The sequence below is a fragment of the Methylomicrobium lacus LW14 genome (genome assembly GCF_000527095.1).
GTDB classification, from domain to species: Bacteria; Pseudomonadota; Gammaproteobacteria; order Methylococcales; family Methylomonadaceae; genus Methylomicrobium; species Methylomicrobium lacus.
Genome location: NZ_AZUN01000001.1, coordinates 1,892,624 through 1,910,830, shown reverse-complemented (window position 1 = coordinate 1,910,830; position 18,207 = coordinate 1,892,624). Strand labels below are relative to the sequence as shown.

6 protein-coding genes are annotated in these 18,207 nt (G+C 59.8%); 5 read left to right on the top strand and 1 reads right to left on the bottom strand.

From position 1 onward, the window contains the following. The first annotated feature begins 1 nt into the window (after nt 1). Nucleotides 2-1,072, top strand: a complete 1,071-nt coding sequence (locus tag METLA_RS20780; RefSeq protein WP_036281593.1) for an XdhC family protein — start codon at nt 2-4, stop codon at nt 1,070-1,072. Nucleotides 1,073-1,257: 185 nt separating this feature from the next. On the opposite strand, the gene smbP is transcribed toward METLA_RS20780, so the two are convergent. Continuing rightward, nucleotides 1,258-1,590, bottom strand: a complete 333-nt coding sequence (gene smbP, locus METLA_RS0108590) for a small metal-binding protein SmbP (RefSeq protein WP_024298160.1) — start codon at nt 1,588-1,590, stop codon at nt 1,258-1,260. 671 nt (nt 1,591-2,261) lie between these two features. Here smbP and METLA_RS0108585 point away from each other — a divergent pair. The 4 genes from METLA_RS0108585 (at nt 2,262) to METLA_RS0108565 (ending at nt 18,066) form a co-directional block, all read left to right on the top strand. Beyond that, a complete protein-coding gene (locus tag METLA_RS0108585) occupies nt 2,262-3,890 on the top strand; it encodes a hypothetical protein (RefSeq protein ID WP_024298159.1) in 1,629 nt (542 codons plus the stop codon). Nucleotides 3,891-3,900: 10 nt separating this feature from the next. Continuing rightward, a complete protein-coding gene (locus METLA_RS0108580; RefSeq protein ID WP_024298158.1) occupies nt 3,901-5,583 on the top strand; it encodes a PKD domain-containing protein in 1,683 nt (560 codons plus the stop codon). A 459-nt stretch (nt 5,584-6,042) separates the two neighbouring features. After that, nucleotides 6,043-7,650, top strand: coding sequence for a ShlB/FhaC/HecB family hemolysin secretion/activation protein (locus METLA_RS0108570; RefSeq protein WP_024298156.1), 1,608 nt, complete (start codon nt 6,043-6,045; stop codon nt 7,648-7,650). A 30-nt stretch (nt 7,651-7,680) separates the two neighbouring features. Further along, the gene (locus METLA_RS0108565; protein ID WP_024298155.1) at nt 7,681-18,066 is read left to right on the top strand and encodes a filamentous haemagglutinin family protein; all 10,386 of its coding nucleotides are present in this window, start codon (nt 7,681-7,683) and stop codon (nt 18,064-18,066) included. Nucleotides 18,067-18,207 lie beyond the last annotated feature (141 nt).

The following is an 18,207-nucleotide window of genomic DNA, read 5'->3' as shown; positions in this document are numbered from 1 at the left end:
CATGTCCAGAAATCATCATCTGCTGACCGCTTACCGGGCGGCGTCCCGGCAAACCGATAAACTGGTGCTGGCGACCATCATCGAAACCTTCGGCTCGACCTACCAAAAGGCAGGTGCGAAAATGCTGATCGCCCCGGACGGCGAATTGACCGGCCTGCTCGGCGGCGGCTGTTTCGAACAGGACCTGATCGAGCATGCGCGGTCGGTCTTCGAAACCGGAAAGGCGAAGACGGTGTTTTACGACATGCGCTCGCCTGCCGACGCGGTCTGGGGGCTGGGGATGGGCTGCAACGGCGCGGTCAGGATCTTTCTGCAATTATTGAGCGCGGAAGACGACTTCAGCCCGTTAAACCACATTGCCACCGTCGATGCCGCTCAGAACGCCGGCCTGTTGGTGACCGTGATCGAATCCGCGCATCCCGATTTTCCGGTCGGCCGGAGCCTGTTTCTGCCGGATTCGGCGGATCGGCAGGACGCGCCTTTGCCATTCACCGCAGCTCAACCCAAGCCGCGCCTCGAAGCGCATACGGTCGGCGGCCATGAGGTCAAGGCCTTTTACGATCCTTTGCAAGCGCCGACGCATCTCTTGGTGCTCGGCGCCGGAACCGATGCGATCCCGCTGGTGCAATGCGCGAAGGCGCTGGGCTGGCGCGTCACCGTGGCCGATTACCGGCCCGGCTATCTCGGCAAGGAGCGGTTTCTAGGGGCCGACGCGGTGCAGCATGTCTTGCCGCAAGCGCTGGATAGCCACCTGGACCTGGACCGCTTTAGCGCGGTGGTGTTGATGACGCATCATTTCGACTATGACCGGCGTTTCCTGGCGGCGATCGCCGGGTCGCGCATTCCGTTCATCGGCCTTTTGGGGCCGGCGCAGCGCCGGGAGCGCTTGCTGCATAGTCTGCAAGAGGCGGGCGAGTTGATCGAGGATCGGGTGTTCGGCCCGGTCGGGCTGGACATCGGCGCGGAAACGCCGGAAGAAATCGCCCTGGCGGTTGTCGCCGGTATCCAGGCCGCCTTAAAAGGCCGAAGCGGCGGACAATTGGGCCTGAAGGCTCGCGCCATGGTTGCATAAATGCGGGCATCGATCGCCGATTGGGGGGGCTTTGGCTGGACGGGTTGGGTGAACCCGTCCGCAAGATTTATGGCAGCGTGAGGCTGAATTGAAAGCTTCGGGATGGGAGAGAGCCCATCCCGTGGGGAGAAGGAGACTTTGAAGGTTTAACTCGACAAGCGCATCAACAGGTTAACCCGTCATGCTCAGCTGTTACCTGCTTGCAGATGCGTTACGGCTTCCTCGGCGTGTTTGGTCGCAACCTCGGCATGGTTTTGTTTGCCGTGGGCGATGGATTCTTCCAACGCTTTAATGCCGGCAACGACATGCGTCTTGGCTTCGCCGCTCGCGGCGCTTTCTGCTGACTGTGCATGCTTCAATGCTTTTTCGGCATGCTCGACCAATTGCGGCGCATGTCCGGCTTGGCCATGGGTAACCGCGTGGCCTGCGTGTTTCAAGGCTTCGGCGGCATGTTCCTCGGCAAACGCGCCGGTGCTGGCAAATAACAGGGCGCAAATCATCGCGATATTCTTTTTCATAAAATCACCTCTATGGATTATGGGGTTAATTCAAAAATCACTAGACGTCAGATACTGCCTATCAATGGAAACGGTCGGTTTTAAAAATTGACTCGCGGATTGCAATCAAAGGCTAAGGGCAGATCTTGCTGTCTATAGTTAGCTATTCAATTTATATGCCAATATTTAACGGCATGATTCTAAAGAGAAATACGGATGGAGGGACGAACGTATTGTTCTATCTCAAACAGGGGTTGCTGAATGACTGTTCGCCAAGCAGCAGCAGGGACGCCGGAATAAGCGTTCGAATACGGTATCTTGAGAGCAGGGCTCTGAGACGAGCGGGCGTCGCGATCGCTTTAACTTTCCGCGATAACGGCAGGCCAATGGATAGATGAAGTGTGAAGACCGTCACAAATATTCAACCATTTGATTTTATAGGGTTTCGGTCGAGGGCGGATGGCTTTGCCGGAACAGTGCGCCATGAAAAATTGCTGGCATATCAGCAGTGGATCAGCAGAGGCTGTCTGTACGGCAACAGTAAGTAGAGGTATTTCAAATAAATATTTAATACAAACAATATGTTATAGATTGGCATGATTATTTCATAGAACTTAATCGGGTAGCTGACTCTTGTTTTCGAGGTCTGCATCTATTTTTCCGTATTAATTTCATTTGAAAGGGTATGCCTTATGAAAAAATCACACAAACTGGCTTTGGCCGTTTCCATGCTGTGCGGCGCCCAGTCCGCCAGCGCCTTGACGCCGTGGACGGATGGCGCGCCGGATTTGGTCGTTTATACGTCCGGCGGCGCCGCACAGGATCAGGCCATTACTCGGGTTGTCTCTGAAACTCTGGCAGCGCCGGGGTCTCTGGATACCTTCAGTGATGTTAACGGGTCCAGCATCGGCGGGCGCTGGCAGGCGTTTTACTTTACCGGCAATGCCAATTTGCCCGGCGGCCTGGCCGGCAAGAAGATTATTTTCGAAAAACGTTCCTACGGGGCCGCAGGCTATGGTGTGGTGCCGCTGTTTGCCAATGACGGCGAAGGCTTGCCATTGGAGCACCTCAAAATCGTTGGGTTAAATGAGGCGGATTGGGAAGTTGATGGCGCGGCCGGCGGCAAGAAATGGAAAAAAGCCATCAGCGGTGCCAATGCCGCCGCTTATTTAACCAAAGCGGTTTCCGATGGCGGATTTTTGGGTGTGGACCCGGATATTCTATTGAAACCCAATACCGAAAATTACCCTGAACAAGTCAATGAATTGACGACCGGCGCGCCCGAACCGAATTGGCCGCTCAATCTGAACCAAGTTCCGGCAGGATTTACTCAGGTTTCTACCGGTGGATTGGTCTATGGCATCGCGGTGACCGAAGATCTGTATAAGGTGTTGCAGGCGGCGCAAATAAGAGCGGGATCATTGCCTATTACTGCGGACAAGATAGGGACTTACGATGCCAATTCGTTGCCCAATCTGAACCGGAACTTCGTGGCCTCCATTCTGGCCGGCAAAATCAGCAATTGGGAGCAGGTTAAGATTGTTGATAAGAATACGCATGAAGCGGTCAGTCTGACCCAAGTCGCTTCCGACGCCGGTATAGCGGCTCCGTTCAATAATGAAGATGGGAAATCGCCAGTCGGCGTCGGCAGACGCAACAAGGGGGCGGCGATCGGGGCGGTCGCCTATGCCAAGTTCCTTAATTATCCGGGCACCGCAAACGCCAACAAGCCGGCGGATAACACCCCGAATGGCGATGAAGCCCTTGCGGCGCCGGTCGTCAAGTCTCCAGGCGGCGTCAACGCGACCAATAATTTGCTGAAAGACTGGAATAATGGCACCAATGCTTCCGGCTTGAATCCTGGCTTGCAAAAAATCTGGGGTATTGCGGTCAACAGCGGCGACAAGGATGCCGGTACGAATCCGTGGCGCTATGTGCGGATTGACGGTTATGCGCCGACCATCGAGAACGTTGCGGCGGGGGTTTATCCGCATTGGGCAGAGGGCGTCGTGCTTTATCGTACCGATAAAGCCGGAGATGCGCAGTGGACCGATAAAAAAACGCTGCTGAAGGCGTTTGCCGACGATTTGGGTAGCCCGACCGTCGCCAAGGCCGTGAATACGCAGCTGCCGTTCGGCCTCAGCGGCATCTTTGCGACGACCAAAGATCCGAGAGGCTTTATCGCATCCATCCCATTCAACCCTGACAATCCTGTGGTTCCCTTGACCCATTACTGCACGGCTACCGGTTCGACTCAAACCGGAATCGTGCCGGTTGCCGATGATCAGGCCACAGGTGGTCTTCAGATTCAGTTGAAATAAGGAATTCAACATGTCGTTATTTTTTCATGCTCATGCTGGCGAGCGGGTTTTCCCGCCGCTCTACAATGCGCCGTCGGGTCGTCTCGATGGCGATTCTAGCCCCGGTTTTAGCTGGGGCGGCCGCTTGGCGATCGGACTTTGGCTGTTGGCATTCGCGTTGGCGGTTTCGCCCTTGGCGGAAGCCGCCGGCAATAAAAAGCCCAAAGCCAGTATCGTCAAGGTTGCGCCGGTTGATGAAGGCGCTCCGGTCACGCTGGACGGCAGTCTCAGCGCGGACCCCGAAGGCGGCGCCCTGACTTATGCCTGGACGCAAACCAAAGGTACGCCGGCCATCACGGTCAATGGCGCTAATACGTCCAAGCCGAGCTTGACGGCGCCTGCGACTCAAAAGACCGCCAAGAAGACCAAGCCCGCCAAGTTCACTTTCCAGCTGACGGTTACCGATGCTCAGGGGCTGAGTGCGGTCAAGACCACCGTGCTGACGGTCAAGCCGCTGAATGCGGCGCCGCTGGCGAATGCCGGGCTCGACATCGATGCGGAATATTCCAAAAACGTGACGCTGGCGAGCCTCAGCACCGATCCGGATGCCGCGCGCGGAGGTCAAATCGTCAAATATCAGTGGAAGCACTTGAAAAAACCTGGCGATCCCAAAATCAAATTGCTCAATACCAAAACCGCGCAAGCCTCGTTCGTCAGTCCGGCTCAGGCTGCGCAGTTGGAATTCGAGTTGACCGTGACCGACAACGATAACGCCAAGGCGAGCGACAGGGTCATCGTGAAGGTCGCCGACGTGCAACCGTTGAATGCGGCGTTTGCGCTGGATAAAAAAGCGTTGACGACGGGCGGCACGGCCACCGCCGGAGCTTCCAACATCACCGGCGGCAAGGGACCCTACAAGGTCAAGTTCGAATGGGGCGACGGCACGGCTGCCGAAGAGTTCCCATTGGGCGCCGGCGTGACCGCGAAATCGGTCGGCCATCAGTACCCGAATGCCGGCAATTTTAGCCAGAAAGTCACGGTCATCGACGCGAACGGTACGCAAAAATCCAGTGCGGTTGAAACCATTCAGGTGGCCGTGCCGGCTTTGGATGCCGCCTTGAGCGTCAGTGCGGACGCGGTCGTGAAGGGCGGCCAGGTCACCGCGAAAGCCGAGACTATCACCGGCGGCACGAGCCCTTACACGGTTGCGTTTAACTGGGGCGACGGCAGCCAGAACGAGCAGGAGACGTTGGCAAATGGCGTCTTCACCAAATCGGCCAATCACGTCTATGCCGTAGCGGGACAATACGATTTGACGGTTACCGTGACCGATAACGAAAACGGCAACAAGGCGCAAACGTTTCACATTACTGTTTCCGAGCCGCAAGCGCCGGCATTGGACGGCACGTTGACTTTGGCGCAAGCGGCCGTGGCCTTTAATACGCCGGTTCAACCGAAGGTCGATATTACAGGCGGTACGCAGCCCTATACCGTTAAATTCGAATGGGGTGATAGCCTAAGTGACAACCCGACCACGCTCAATCAAGGCATTGTCTCGGCGACCGGCGAGCATTTCTATGGACAGCCGGGAACGTATACGATCACCGCAACCCTTACCGACGCGAACTCTCATACGAAGACGCTGACCGCGAATGTGACGGTGAATCCGGTGGACGCGCCGCTGACGGAGTGTCAGCAGCCGAATGCCAATTGACACAGACCGGACGGGATGTCCGGCAACATTGCCGATTGCATCGGCATCAGAGACTCAATGAAAGGCAAAGGCTGCGATGCAAGGTCGCGGCAGGAAGGAGTGTAGCTAGGCTGCGGGGCTTCCCGCCTCGGTCCCCGCGGCGGCATGCAGGAAAGGGGTAATTCGTTCTATCGCTCCGACCGCAATGGCCGGAGCTTGTCACTCAAGCATGGCATTCCGGAACCGCGCCCCTGCGGCCCGGATGTCATCGCCGCTTCATATCTTCCCGGCCGATTCAGCCGTTGCGAGGAGACAAAAATCATGAGCGAGCTGTTGATTCATCAACAGCTCATCAGCAGTCGCTGTTGCTGTATCAGCACAAAAGTCGGGTGTTTTTTACAAAACCCATTAAATTTCAATTAAATAGGTGTTGGCACACAATGTGCTATATGACGCATATATTATGGTTATTTGAAATCTATGCATAAATTCATTGGACGCACATTGCTGACATGGAGCGTTTTTTCATTATTCTCGCCGGCAGGGACCGAAGTTCATGCCGAGCCCGCCCAAACCGTTGAGGCCGCGCCGGCATTCGATCTGTTGATGTTGCAGGTTGACGGCAATACGGTGCTGGATCAGCAGTTGATCGAAAAAACTGTGTACCCGTTTCTCGGGCCCGGAAAATCGATCGACGATGTCGAGAAAGCCCGGCAAACGCTGGAAGAGGTGTACAGGAAAAACGGCTATCCGACGGTCGTCGTCGAGATTCCTGAGCAGGACGTGGTCAACGACTCGGTGCGCCTGCAAGTGGTCGAAGGCACGGTCGAGCGGCTCAAAATTTCCGGTTCCCGCTATTACGCCTTGGGCAAGATTCGATCCGGCGTGCCCGCCCTGGCTGCAGGCCAGGTTCCCCACATGCCCGAGGTGCAGCAACAATTGGCCGCCTTGAATCAGGAAGCGCCGGATCGCCAGGTGACGCCGGTTTTTCGTGCCGGCGCCACGCCGGGCAAAACCGAGGTCGAATTGCGCGTGAAGGACGAGGTGCCGTTGCACGGCAGCCTAGAGGTGAACGGCCGCAATCCGGAAGATACCACGCGGACGCGTCTGATCGCCTCGCTGCGTTACGATAACTTGTGGCAGCGCTTCCATAGCGCCTCGCTGCAATATCAGGTTTCTCCCGAAAATTACGACGAAGTCGAAGTCTGGTCGGGCACCTATGTGCTGCCGACAGGCTGGGCCGATACGCGCCTGGCCTTATACGGGATAGGCATCAGCTCCAATGTGCAGACCGGTACCACGGTGGGCGGATTGACGGTCGTCGGCAGCGGCAGCATCTACGGCGCTCGTTTGGTCAAGCCATTTGGCCTACAGGAGAATATTACCCAAAGCCTGACCTTGGGTTTCGATTACAAAAATTTCAATCAGGGCGTGACTTTGCAGGGCCAGGACATGGAGCCGACCCCGGTCACTTATCCCGCCTTCCAGATCGGCTATGACGGCAGCTTGCGGCAGGATGGCGCGATCACCACCCTCGGCGTTGCCGGTAATTTTTCTATCCGGGGGCTCGGTAATAATCAGATGGAGTTCGAAAGCCGGCGTCAGGATGCGCCGACCAATTATGCCTACTTGACGGGTAATCTGAAACATCTGCGCGCCTTGTTCTGGGATTTCCGCCTCGCCGCCAGGGCCTCGGGGCAGTTGTCTTACAGCCCCCTGATCAGTAACGAGCAGTTCTCGGCCGGCGGCCAGCAAAGCGTGCGCGGTTATTTTCAGACCCAGCAGCTGGGCGATGACGGCGTGAATTTATCGCTGGAATTGCAATCGCCGATGCTTAAACGGCAAGGCTGGGATGCCGTCGACAATCTGCGCCTGCATGCCTTTATGGATTATGCCTACCTGTGGATTCAGAAGCCGCTGGAAGGCAACCCCGATTACTACCGCCTGGCCGGCGCGGGGCTGGGCCTTCGCGCGCAGCTATTCAGACATTTTACCGGCGAGCTGGATTGGGCTTATCCGCTGTATCGGCAGGGTACGGTCGATGTCGGCAATCAGCGTATCGATTTTCGCCTTGCTTATGAATTTTAACCTCGCACCACGGCTTACCTGAGGTATTGGATGATGACGCATTATTCTACTCACCGAATCAATGAACAGGCATTTCGGCTGAAGCCGCTGGTGCTGGCGATCCGGATGCTGATCGCCGGCTGTTTGGCGTTTGGAGCCAAAGTGCCGCCCGTGCGCGCCGAATTGCCCGTGCCTCTGAACACCGGGCCGTTGACCCAGACGCCTATCGATATTGCGACCCAGGGGCAGGCCACCGGCGCCATTGCCGGCAATGCCCTGAACATCAAGCAAATCACCGACAAGGCGACGCTGGACTGGAAAAGCTTCAACATCGACGCCGGCAGCAGCGTGCGTTTCGACCAGCCAGGGTCGACCTCGATCGCGCTGAACCGCATCCATGATCTCAGCCCGAGCCGCATCATGGGCTCGCTCGAAGCCAATGGCCAGGTCTATCTGGTCAATCAGAACGGTTTCGTCTTCGGCAAGGATTCGCAGGTCAACGTGAACTCCCTGGTCGCGACGACCTTGGGCATCAGCGACAAAACGTTTCAGCGCGGCATCACCAAGGTTTTCGATATCGACAATAGCGCCGCCTTGCAGGGCAACGGCGAAATTTACCTGAAAAACGATCAGGGTGAATACCTGCGCGATCAGAACGGCGACAAGATCAAAATTCAGGTATTCATCGACCAGGGCGCGCAAATCAAAACGAAAGGCGCCGGCGGCCGGGTGATCATCGCGGCGCCTACGGTGACCAACGCCGGCACGATCGAAACGCCAGACGGACAAACGATACTTGCCGGCGCGCAGGACAAGGTTTATCTGCAGGAAGCCGGCGGCGACTCGGACGTGCGCGGTTTGCTGGTCGAAGTCAATAAAGGCGGGGAAGTCAATAACGTCGGCAAGGTGCTGGCCGAACGCGGCAACGTCAGCCTGCTGGGCTTCGCGGTCAACCAGAAAGGCATCGCCTCCGCCACCACCTCGGTGCAGTTGAACGGCACCGTCAGACTGTTGGCGCGCGAAGGCATCCAGAGCCCCTCGGCGACTGGCGGCAAGCTGCTGCCCAAAGCCACGCTCAGGGCTTCCGATCAGGACGATGGTCTCGGCACCAGGGCAACCGTGACGCTGGACAAGGGCAGCCTGACCCGCGTCGACCTCGACGCCGATAAAACCGCGACCGCGATCGACGCGCAGGCCCAGCCACGCTCGAAAATCGAAATCTCAGGACACCAGGTAAGGCTGCGCGACCAGTCTTTGGTCCAGGCGAAATCCGGAAATGTCTCGATTCAGGCGGTGGACAACCCGGCGAATCCCACGGTCAAGGGTAATGCCCGGATCTATCTGGAAGCCGGCAGCAAGGTGGACGTTTCCGGCGTCAAAAACGTCAGTCTGGCGATGGAGCGGAATGTCGTCGAGGTGGAACTGCGCAAGAACGAGTTGCGCGACTCGCCGTTGCAGCGCGACGGCATTTTGGCCGGCGAGAAGGTCTCTGTCGATCTGCGCGATGCCGACATGGCTTACGACCCGGAGACGGGCGCCTTGACCAAGGCCAGTCTGCCGATTGCGGACATTAAAGGCGCGGTGGACCGCATCGCCCGTAATATCGACGAACGCAGCACCTCGGGCGGCACCATCGATCTGAAGTCGAGCGGGGATGTCGTTGCCAAGCAGGGCAGTGTGCTCGATTTTTCCGGCGGCTCGGTCAGTTACCGGGACGGGGTCATCAGCACCACCAAACTGGTGGCGGACGGCGAGGTTTTCGATATTTCAGCAGCCGATCCGAACCGGCAATACGAAGCCATGCTGAATGGCGATAAGGTCAAATATGCGCCCTGGGCGATCAGGCAGCGCTGGCCGGCGGAGTCTCTGACGCAGCGCTACGAAAAAGGCTACGTCGAAGGCAAGGCAGGCGGCAAATTGAACATCAGCGCCTATGAAGCGCTGCTGGACGGCGTGCTCGACGGCACCACGGTCGACGGCCCCTACCAGAGAACGCCCGAACAGCGCGCTCCGGGCAGTGCGCTGAGCATCGATTTGAACAACGATAATCTGTTCGGAAAGCAGGACATCGTTTTCGGCCACAATCCGCTCGCATCAACCCTGGGGCAGGACGATCCCTTACCGCGCCTAGCCGACGGTTCGGCGGAACCTATTGCGTTGAACCTCGACCCTGGTCTGTTCAAAAGCGCCGGAGTCCGCCGCGTCGATATCAAAACCAACGGGGCGATACGGATCAACGAAGACGCCCATATCGACATGGTCGATCAGGCGGATTTGAGCCTGGCATCGACCGGGTTTGAGCTGTTCGGATCGATTTCCAGCCGTTCGGGCAAGGTGACGGTCAAACCGATAGCCTTGAGTACTTCGGGATTGCTGCCGAGCGACATCACGCTGGGGCCCCATGCCTCGATCGACGTCAGCGGCTTATGGGTCAATGACTGGTTGAGCGTCCGCGACGGCAAGGCATTGGCGCCGGTATCGATAGACGGCGGCCATGTCGCGCTGATCACCGAACAGGGCGATCTGCGCCTCGACCAGGGCAGCAAGATCGACGTCAGCGGCGGCGCCTGGATGCAGACCGACGGCGCGCTGGCGGACGGCAAAGGCGGCTCGATCGATTTACTCGCACAGACGCACGAGGCGGGCGGCAAGGTTTCAAGCCTGACGCTGGACGGCAGTCTGGCGGGATGGGCCTTGCATCACGGCGGCCAACTGAATATCAGCACCCACGAGGTGGTCATCGGTTCCGCCGACGATGTGCCTGGACGTCTGGATTCCACGGCGACGCCCCTGGTGCTGAACCCCGAATTTTTTCAGCAGGGCGGCTTCGGCGATTACCACATCACCTCCAATGTTAACGGCCTGAAGGTGGCCGATAACGTGCAACTGCGGCCATTGCAAAGCAATTTGCAGCTGAAGGGCACCGCTTACCTGAAGCCTACCGGAACCCCGGTCAAAAACGTCAGTTCGGTGGTAACCCTGCCGGAATTCTTGCGCACCCCGACGAATCTGACGCTGTCTCTGGCTCAACTGGCGAGCCAAAACCGGAATGAAGCAGTGAGCATCGGCAAGGGTGCCTCGATCAAGACCGACATGCAGGGCACCGTAGCGTTGCATTCGGATACCTCGATATTCGTCGACGGCGCGATCGACGCGCCGGGGGGCAACATTTTTCTGACCCTGGACATTCCGTCCGCCGGCGATTCGGGGTTCTTCGCCTCTCAGGGCATCTGGCTGGGGCCCGAAAGCCGATTGGCGGCGCGCGGCGTCTATAAGGAAGAATTGAATCCCTATGGCCTGCGCATGGGCGACGTATTGGCGGGCGGCCAGGTGATGTTGACCGCGAATCGCGGTTATATCGTGACCTACGCCGGTTCGGAAATCGATGTGTCCGGCACCACCCGCACGCTGGATTTCAGGGAAATCCCGGATCGGGGGACCCAGATCAGGGTGGTTTCCAAGTCGATTTCCTCCGCAGGCGGCTCGATCCGCCTGAAGGCGGGCGAAGGCATCCTGGCGGACGGCGCGTTCAAGGCGCAAGGCGGCAACGGCGCCCCCGGCGGAACGCTGGCGGTCGAACTGAACGGCGGCCTCAGGCAAAAGCCGGATTTTCCGGTTCCGGGCGGCGGTTTTCCGGACGATAAGGCGGTGACCAAGCCACGCGCGCTTGAAATCAGCGAGTCGGCAACGGCGTCCATTCCTGCAGGTCTCAGGCGGGGCGATGCGATCGATAGCGCCTTCAACGGCCGCGCCTTGCTGAATAGCACCCAACTGAGCCGTTCGGGCGCGGCGAACCTGGCATTCAAGACCGATGCGGTCGCCGGCAATACCCATACCGGCAGTATCCTGTTCAAGGGTAATGTCCGGCTCGATGCGGCGAGAAGCATCGTCCTCGATTCCCCGAGTCTTAAAACCGAGGGGGGACAGGTGACTTTGAGCACCGCTTACGCGGCCTTGGGCTCCACGCAAAGCCGTCTGGATACGCAACTGGGCAACGGGCTGTTTTTGAGCAAACTGGCGCCGGATGCGGTGGGCGGCAGCGGGCAATTCACCGTGAATGCAAAGGGCATCGATCTGGTCGGCGGCTTGAGCTTCAACGGATTCGGCCAGGTCAACTTGGCCAGCGCGGGCGATGTTCGCGCTATCGGCATTCGGGGTCTCAAGGATACCAAGGATTTTCTTGGCGTGCTGAATCTGGCCGGCGATTTGACGATCGTGGCGAGCCAGGTTTATCCGTCCACCTTGACCGATTACACGATCAACGTCGGCGGCAGCGGCGGCGAAACCGTACGCATTGAAAACAGCGGCGGCGCCTCGGCGCCTGTGCTTTCGGCCGGCGGAAAATTGACCGTCAATGCGCCGAACATCATCCAGGCGGGCACACTGAAGGCGCCGTTCGGCACCTTGGCGCTGAATGCCGAAAAGACGCTCGAACTCGCGCCAGGCAGCCTGACCTCGGTCGCGGGCGGCGATTTGACCGTGCCGTTCGGCCAGGTGTCGGGCGGACTGAACTGGCTCTATCCCCTGGATGCGACCGGTTCGATCAATTTGTTGATCAACACGCCGCCGGAAAAACGGCTGACGCTTTCGGGGAAAGACATTGCGATGCAGGACGGCGCCAAGGTCGATTTGTCGGGCGGCGGCGATCTCTATGCTTACGAATTCATCCCGGGGCCGGGCGGCAGCACCGATGTGCTGAATCCGAACAGCGCCGGCTTTACGCCGCAATTCGCGATCATGCCGGGGCTCGGCAATGCCTTGACGCCCTTCGACCCCTTGGAGTTTCAGGGATCGGGCCTGAACGTCGGCGACAGCGTTTATCTGAGCGCAGGCTCCGGCGTCAGCGCCGGCTGGTACACCTTGCTGCCGGCCCATTACGCCCTGTTGCCGGGCGCCTATCTGGTCACCCCACGGCAGGGATTCAAGGATTTGCAGCCCGGACAGGTTCAGCAGGATTTTGCCGGGGCGACCATCGTCGCCGGACGCTACGGCGATCCGAGCGCCGGCATTCAGGATGCACGCTGGCAGGGTTTTGCGGTCGAACAAGGCGATATCGCCAGGACCCGGTCCGAATATAAGGATTATTCGGCCAATACGTTTTTTGCCGACAAGGCGGCCGGCGAAGGCACAGCGGCGCCGCAACTGCCGAAGGACGCCGGCAGCCTGTCGATCGACGTGCACAACAGTCTGGTGCTGGGCGCCGAATTGGCCGCGGCCCCTGGTCTGAACGGCCTGGGCGGACAGGTGGATATCAGCGCCGATAACCTCCGAGTGGTCGGCAGTCGCGAGGATGCCGCATCGAGCCCGGCCGGCACGGTCAGCCTGTTCGACGAGGACCTGAACAACCTGAATGCGCCGAGCCTGTTGTTGGGCGGCGTGCGCAGCAAGGAAAAGAACGGACAGCGGGTGAAGGTGTCGACGCAGACGCTGAACGTGGCCGGCGACGTGCAATTGAGCGGACAGGAGCTGATTCTGGCCGCGCGCGATCAAATCAAACTGGACAGCGGCGCGGTGATCGAGAGCACCGGCAGCACCGGTAAGCCGGGCTTCGATCTGCTGGTGGACAATAAGCTGGCGGCAAACGGCACGGCCAACAGCGACGGCGCCTTGCTGCGGGTGTCTTCCTCGGACCAAGTCAACGTCGTGCGCGACAAGGCCGTGACCGGAAGCACCGGCACGCTGGTGGTCGAAGAAGGCGTGCGGCTCGCGGCCGGCGGCTCGATGGGGCTCGATTCGACCCGGGATACCGTGTTCGACGGCAACATAGACATGCAGGGGGGGTCGCTGGCATTGAAATCGCGCCGTATCAGCCTCGGCGAGGCGCCGGTCAACACGCCTGGCCTGGTGTTGTCGAACACCGCTTTCAACCTGGACGAATTACAGTTGATCAGCGCGAGCGATCTGGATATTTACGGCGCTGTCGGCATCCAGGCGAAACAGCTCAAAATCGGCGCGGCGGCGATCAATGGCTTCAATAATGCCGGTGCTACGGCCGAATTCTCCGCCGACAGCATCCGCCTGTTCAATAGCGGTTCAAGCTCGGAGCGCGCAGGGACCGGCTCCGGCACTTTGGTTTTCAATACCGGCGAATTCGAACTCGGCAGCGGCAACTACTCGGTCGATGGCTTCCATCAGGTGACCGTCAATGCGAGCGAGGCGGTCAAGGGCCAGGGGCAAGTCCAGGACCCCGTGACCGGCAACAGCGCCTTGGCCGCGCCGGGCAACTGGCGTGTCGACGGCGACCTGACCCTAAACGCCGGACATTTTATCGGCGGCAACGGCGCCACGACCCGTATCGATGCGACAGGGCATGACGTCACGCTGGCTTCGCCCACAACCGCGATAGGCCTAGCGCCAGGCGGCCTCGGTGCCCGCTGGTCGATTAAGGCCGATACGATAGACAGCTCGGGACGCTTCGATCTGCCTTCCGGGATTCTGGAACTCGAAGCCTTGCGTGGAAACGTGAATTTGAATGCGGGCACGGTGATCGATGTTGCAGGGCAAACGATCCCGTTCGGCACGATCGATCAGTTCTCGTCGGCGGGAACCGTCCTGCTGGCGTCGAGTATAGGCAACATCATTCTGGCCGACGGTGCCGAGATCGATCTCGCCGGCGCGGTCAAAGGCGGCAAGCAGGCCGGCGATGCGGGTCTGCTCGATGTACGCGCGGCGAAGGGGCAATTTCTCTGGAACGGTCTGGTCAGCGCGGTGGGGGATGAGCTCGCGAATGCCGAACAGCGCCAGGGAAGCCTGCGTCTGGACGTAAACACCTTCGGTGACGGCGGCTTTTCCGAGCTGAACGGCAAGCTTGCGGCGGCTGGTTTTTCCGGCGAAGTGTCTTTGCGTCAGCGTAGCGGCGATGTGACTCTCGCGGCCGGCGATAACGTGGCCGCGCGCCAATTCAGCCTCGCGGCGGATCAGGGCAAGGTGACGCTGAACGGAACGGTCGACGTCAGCGGCAGCCAGGGCGGCGAGGTCGCGATTTACGGCAGAAACGGCATAGCCCTCGGCAGCGGTGCCGGAATCGATGCGAGTTCATCCTTGAAAGGCGCCGACGGCGGCCATGTCACCTTGGATACCGTACACCGGGACGACACCGGCAGCGGGCTGCTGGATCTCGCCGCGGGCGGCGCGATCGATGTGGCCGGCGGCGAAGTCGGCCAGGGCGGGTCGCTGCATTTGCGTACCGGCAGGGACGGCAATGCGGTTAACATCAGCGCGGTCAATACCTCGATCACCGGTGCCGGTGCCGATCACAGCGTGCTGGAGGCAACGCGGGTTTACGACAATCAGTCTGTGATCACGAGCGCGAATATCGCGTCCTGGAAGGCCGATACCGTCGATTTCATGAATCACGCGCCGGCTATCCAGAATCTTTCCGCCGCCGCGATCGATCTGTTGCCCGGCCTCGAAATTCGCGGCGGACAAAACCTGACCCTGGCGGACGCCTGGGATTTGATCGACTGGCGTTATCAGGATGCGGAAGGCAACGCCGCCCTGCCGGGATTTTTGACCCTGAGAGCCGGCAACGATCTGAACATCAATGCCTCGCTGAGCGACGCCTTCGCGGTCGCTTCGGTTCCGGGCCAAAACAACCGGGTCTATCAGGACATGCTGCAAGAGGGGCAATCGTGGAGCTATAACCTGGTTGCGGGCGGCAATGTCAATCTGGCCAGTTCCTACCTGGCGCGGAATCCCGCGGCGCCGAATTCGAGCACCTTGGTCAAGACCCAGGTCAAGGTCAGAACCGGCACCGGCTCGATCGGGATAGATTCCGGCAAGGATCTGCGCTTTGTCGCCGATTCGTCCGATGCGTCGGCGGCCGCGGCCGTTTATACGATCGGCACGACCGCGAAATACACGCGTAACCAGCTGCTGCGCGGCGAGATACCGGGGCTGCCTGCTCGTCTGGACGGAGAAAGCGATGCGGATTACCTGAACCGCCAGGATCCGGAACTGATGAACGAACTGCTCCGCTTCGGTTATCTGGACGAAACGCGGATAGGCACGCTGTTTCAAAAAGCCGAATTCCCGACCCAGGGCGGCGACATCACCCTGCGGGCCGGCGGCACTATCGAAGGCGTGAACACCGGGCAAAAGATGACCGACTGGCTGGTCCGGAGTGGCAACTTGGCGGAAAACGCTACGCCGACGCTCTGGGGCATCAATATCAGCGGCGACCGGAGCAGCCAGACCGGCAGCATCCCTGCCGCGAAGGGCATCCGAAACTTCAATCAGAACGTCGGCGCGCTCGGCGGCGGCAATGTCAAAGTCGAAGCCGGCGGCGATATCCGGAACCTTTCGGTGATGATTCCGACCACCGGCAAGCCGCTCGGCACGGTCAGCAGCACGCCGAATCAGTGGGTCAAGAACGGCATCGCAGTCAACGGCGGCGGTGATCTGGCGCTGACCGCCGGCAACGACATCATCGGCGGCGAATTCTTTACCGGCCAGGGCACGGCCGCCCTGAAGGCCGGCGGCAGCATCGCGAACAATGCCGCAGGACAAGGCGCCATCTTCGAACTCGGCGATGCCAGCTTCGACGTCCAGGCGCGCCAGGATATCAACATCGGCGGCGTCTACAACCCGACCCTGCTGAAACAGACCCAGATCGTCGGGGGAGAATCCCGCTTCTTCACCTACGGCCCGGATAGCGCGGCCCGGTTTTTGGCGTCCGCCGGCAACATCAACTTCCAGAACACGGCCGGCGCCGGCTTCGAATATTCGGTTTACCCCGGCAGCGTCAAGGCGGCCGCGCTGTCCGGCGATATCGGCATCAACAAATCGATGACTTTGTTCCCGTCGGCGAAAGGGCAACTGGAGCTTTTGGCCGGGCGCAACGTCAGGTCGCCTGCGGTCGCCGGCGAGACGGTCGCGATCAACATGTCGGATGCCGATGTCTCGTTATTGCCGGATAGGCTGACGCCGGTCCGGTCGCTGGAAGGCAGTCTGCATGACGGCCTGATCCGGGCGCGGGAGCGGCTCGATCCGTTCAGCCCTGTCGCGAGCATCATCCATGCCGCGGCGCCGGTGCACCAAGGCAGCGCCGGCAAACCGGTGATCAGGGCCAATCTCGGCGACATCGCCTTCGCTCCCGGCGCCCAGGTGATCTTCTTCCTGCCGAAGGCGTCCGAATTCAGCGCCGGCAGGGACATCAAGAACCTGAGCCTGTCCGGACAAAATCTGGCGAGTGATGACATTTCGCTGATACAGGCGGGCCGGGATATTGCTTTCAATACCCAAATCAGCCCGGACGGGGTCGTGCTCTCCAATCCGAACAAGATCGAGATCGGAGGGCCCGGCCAATTGCAGGTACTGGCGGGTCGCAACATCAATCTCGGCAGTTCCGCGGGCATTCGGACGATCGGCAACATCGTGAATCCGGCCCTGAGCCCGAATGGCGCGGCGATCAATGTCATGGCCGGGCTCTCCGATGCGGTCGATTACGCCGGCTTCATCGAACGCTATCAAACGCACCCCGAATACCGGGCGGAACTGCAGGCGCTGGCCGGTCTCGACGAACAGGGTCAACGTGAACATCTGAACACGTTTTTAAAGGTCCTGTTCGAGGAGATCAAGCAGTCGGCTGCTGCCGCGGCGGCAGCACCGGCAGGCGAGCGGGCCGAACTCTATCAACGCGGCTTCGACGCGATCAAGGCGCTGTTTCCAGGCGACAGCTACGACGGCGATCTCAGCCTGGTCTTCAGCCAAATCAAGACGCTGGATGGTGGCGGCATCAACATGGCCGTCCCCGGCGGCAAGATCGACGTGGGCCTGGCGGGGCAGTTGGCGGGTATCCGCAAGGCTGCCAACGAACTCGGCATCGTCGTGCAGCAGGAAGGCGATTTGAACGCGCTGATCGACCAGGATTTCAACGTCAACCAGTCGCGTGTGTTCACCCTGAAAGGCGGCGACATTACCGTCTGGTCGTCCAAGGGCAGCATCGACGCCGGCAAGGGCGCCAAATCGGCGATCGCCGCGCCGCCGCCGGTTACCCTGGTCGACGAGAAAGGCAATATCGTCACGATTTTCCCGCCGATCGTTTCCGGCAGCGGTATTCAGGCGATCGGCAACGGCCAGGTCACCTTGGCGGCGCCGCAAGGCATCGTCGACGCGGGCGAAGCCGGCATCAGCGGCGGCCAGATCGTGATTGCCGCGACCGCGGTGGTCGGCGCCTCGAACATTCAGGCCTCCGGCGGCACGGTCGGCGTACCGACCGCGGCGCCGGCGCCTGTCGTGCCTTCAGGCGCCGACAGCGCCGCGACCAGCGCGGCAAAATCGGCAAGCGACGGCGCCGGGGGCAACGGCGAGCAGGACGACGGCGAGCAAAAAGATAAGCAGACGTCGGTCGTCAGCATTCTGAGCACCGATGTGGTCGGCTATGGCGATTGCACCGTCGGCGAAATCCGCGACGGCAAGCCGGGTTGCGGGACTTAGGATTAAAAATGCTTTCCGATTCATGACTTGCCTGCGTAGGGTGGATAAGCGAAGCGCATCCACCAGCGGGCGCATATTGGTGGATGCGCTTCGCTTATCCACCCTACTGTGAAAGGCTTTCACAGTAGGCAATGAAGTAGC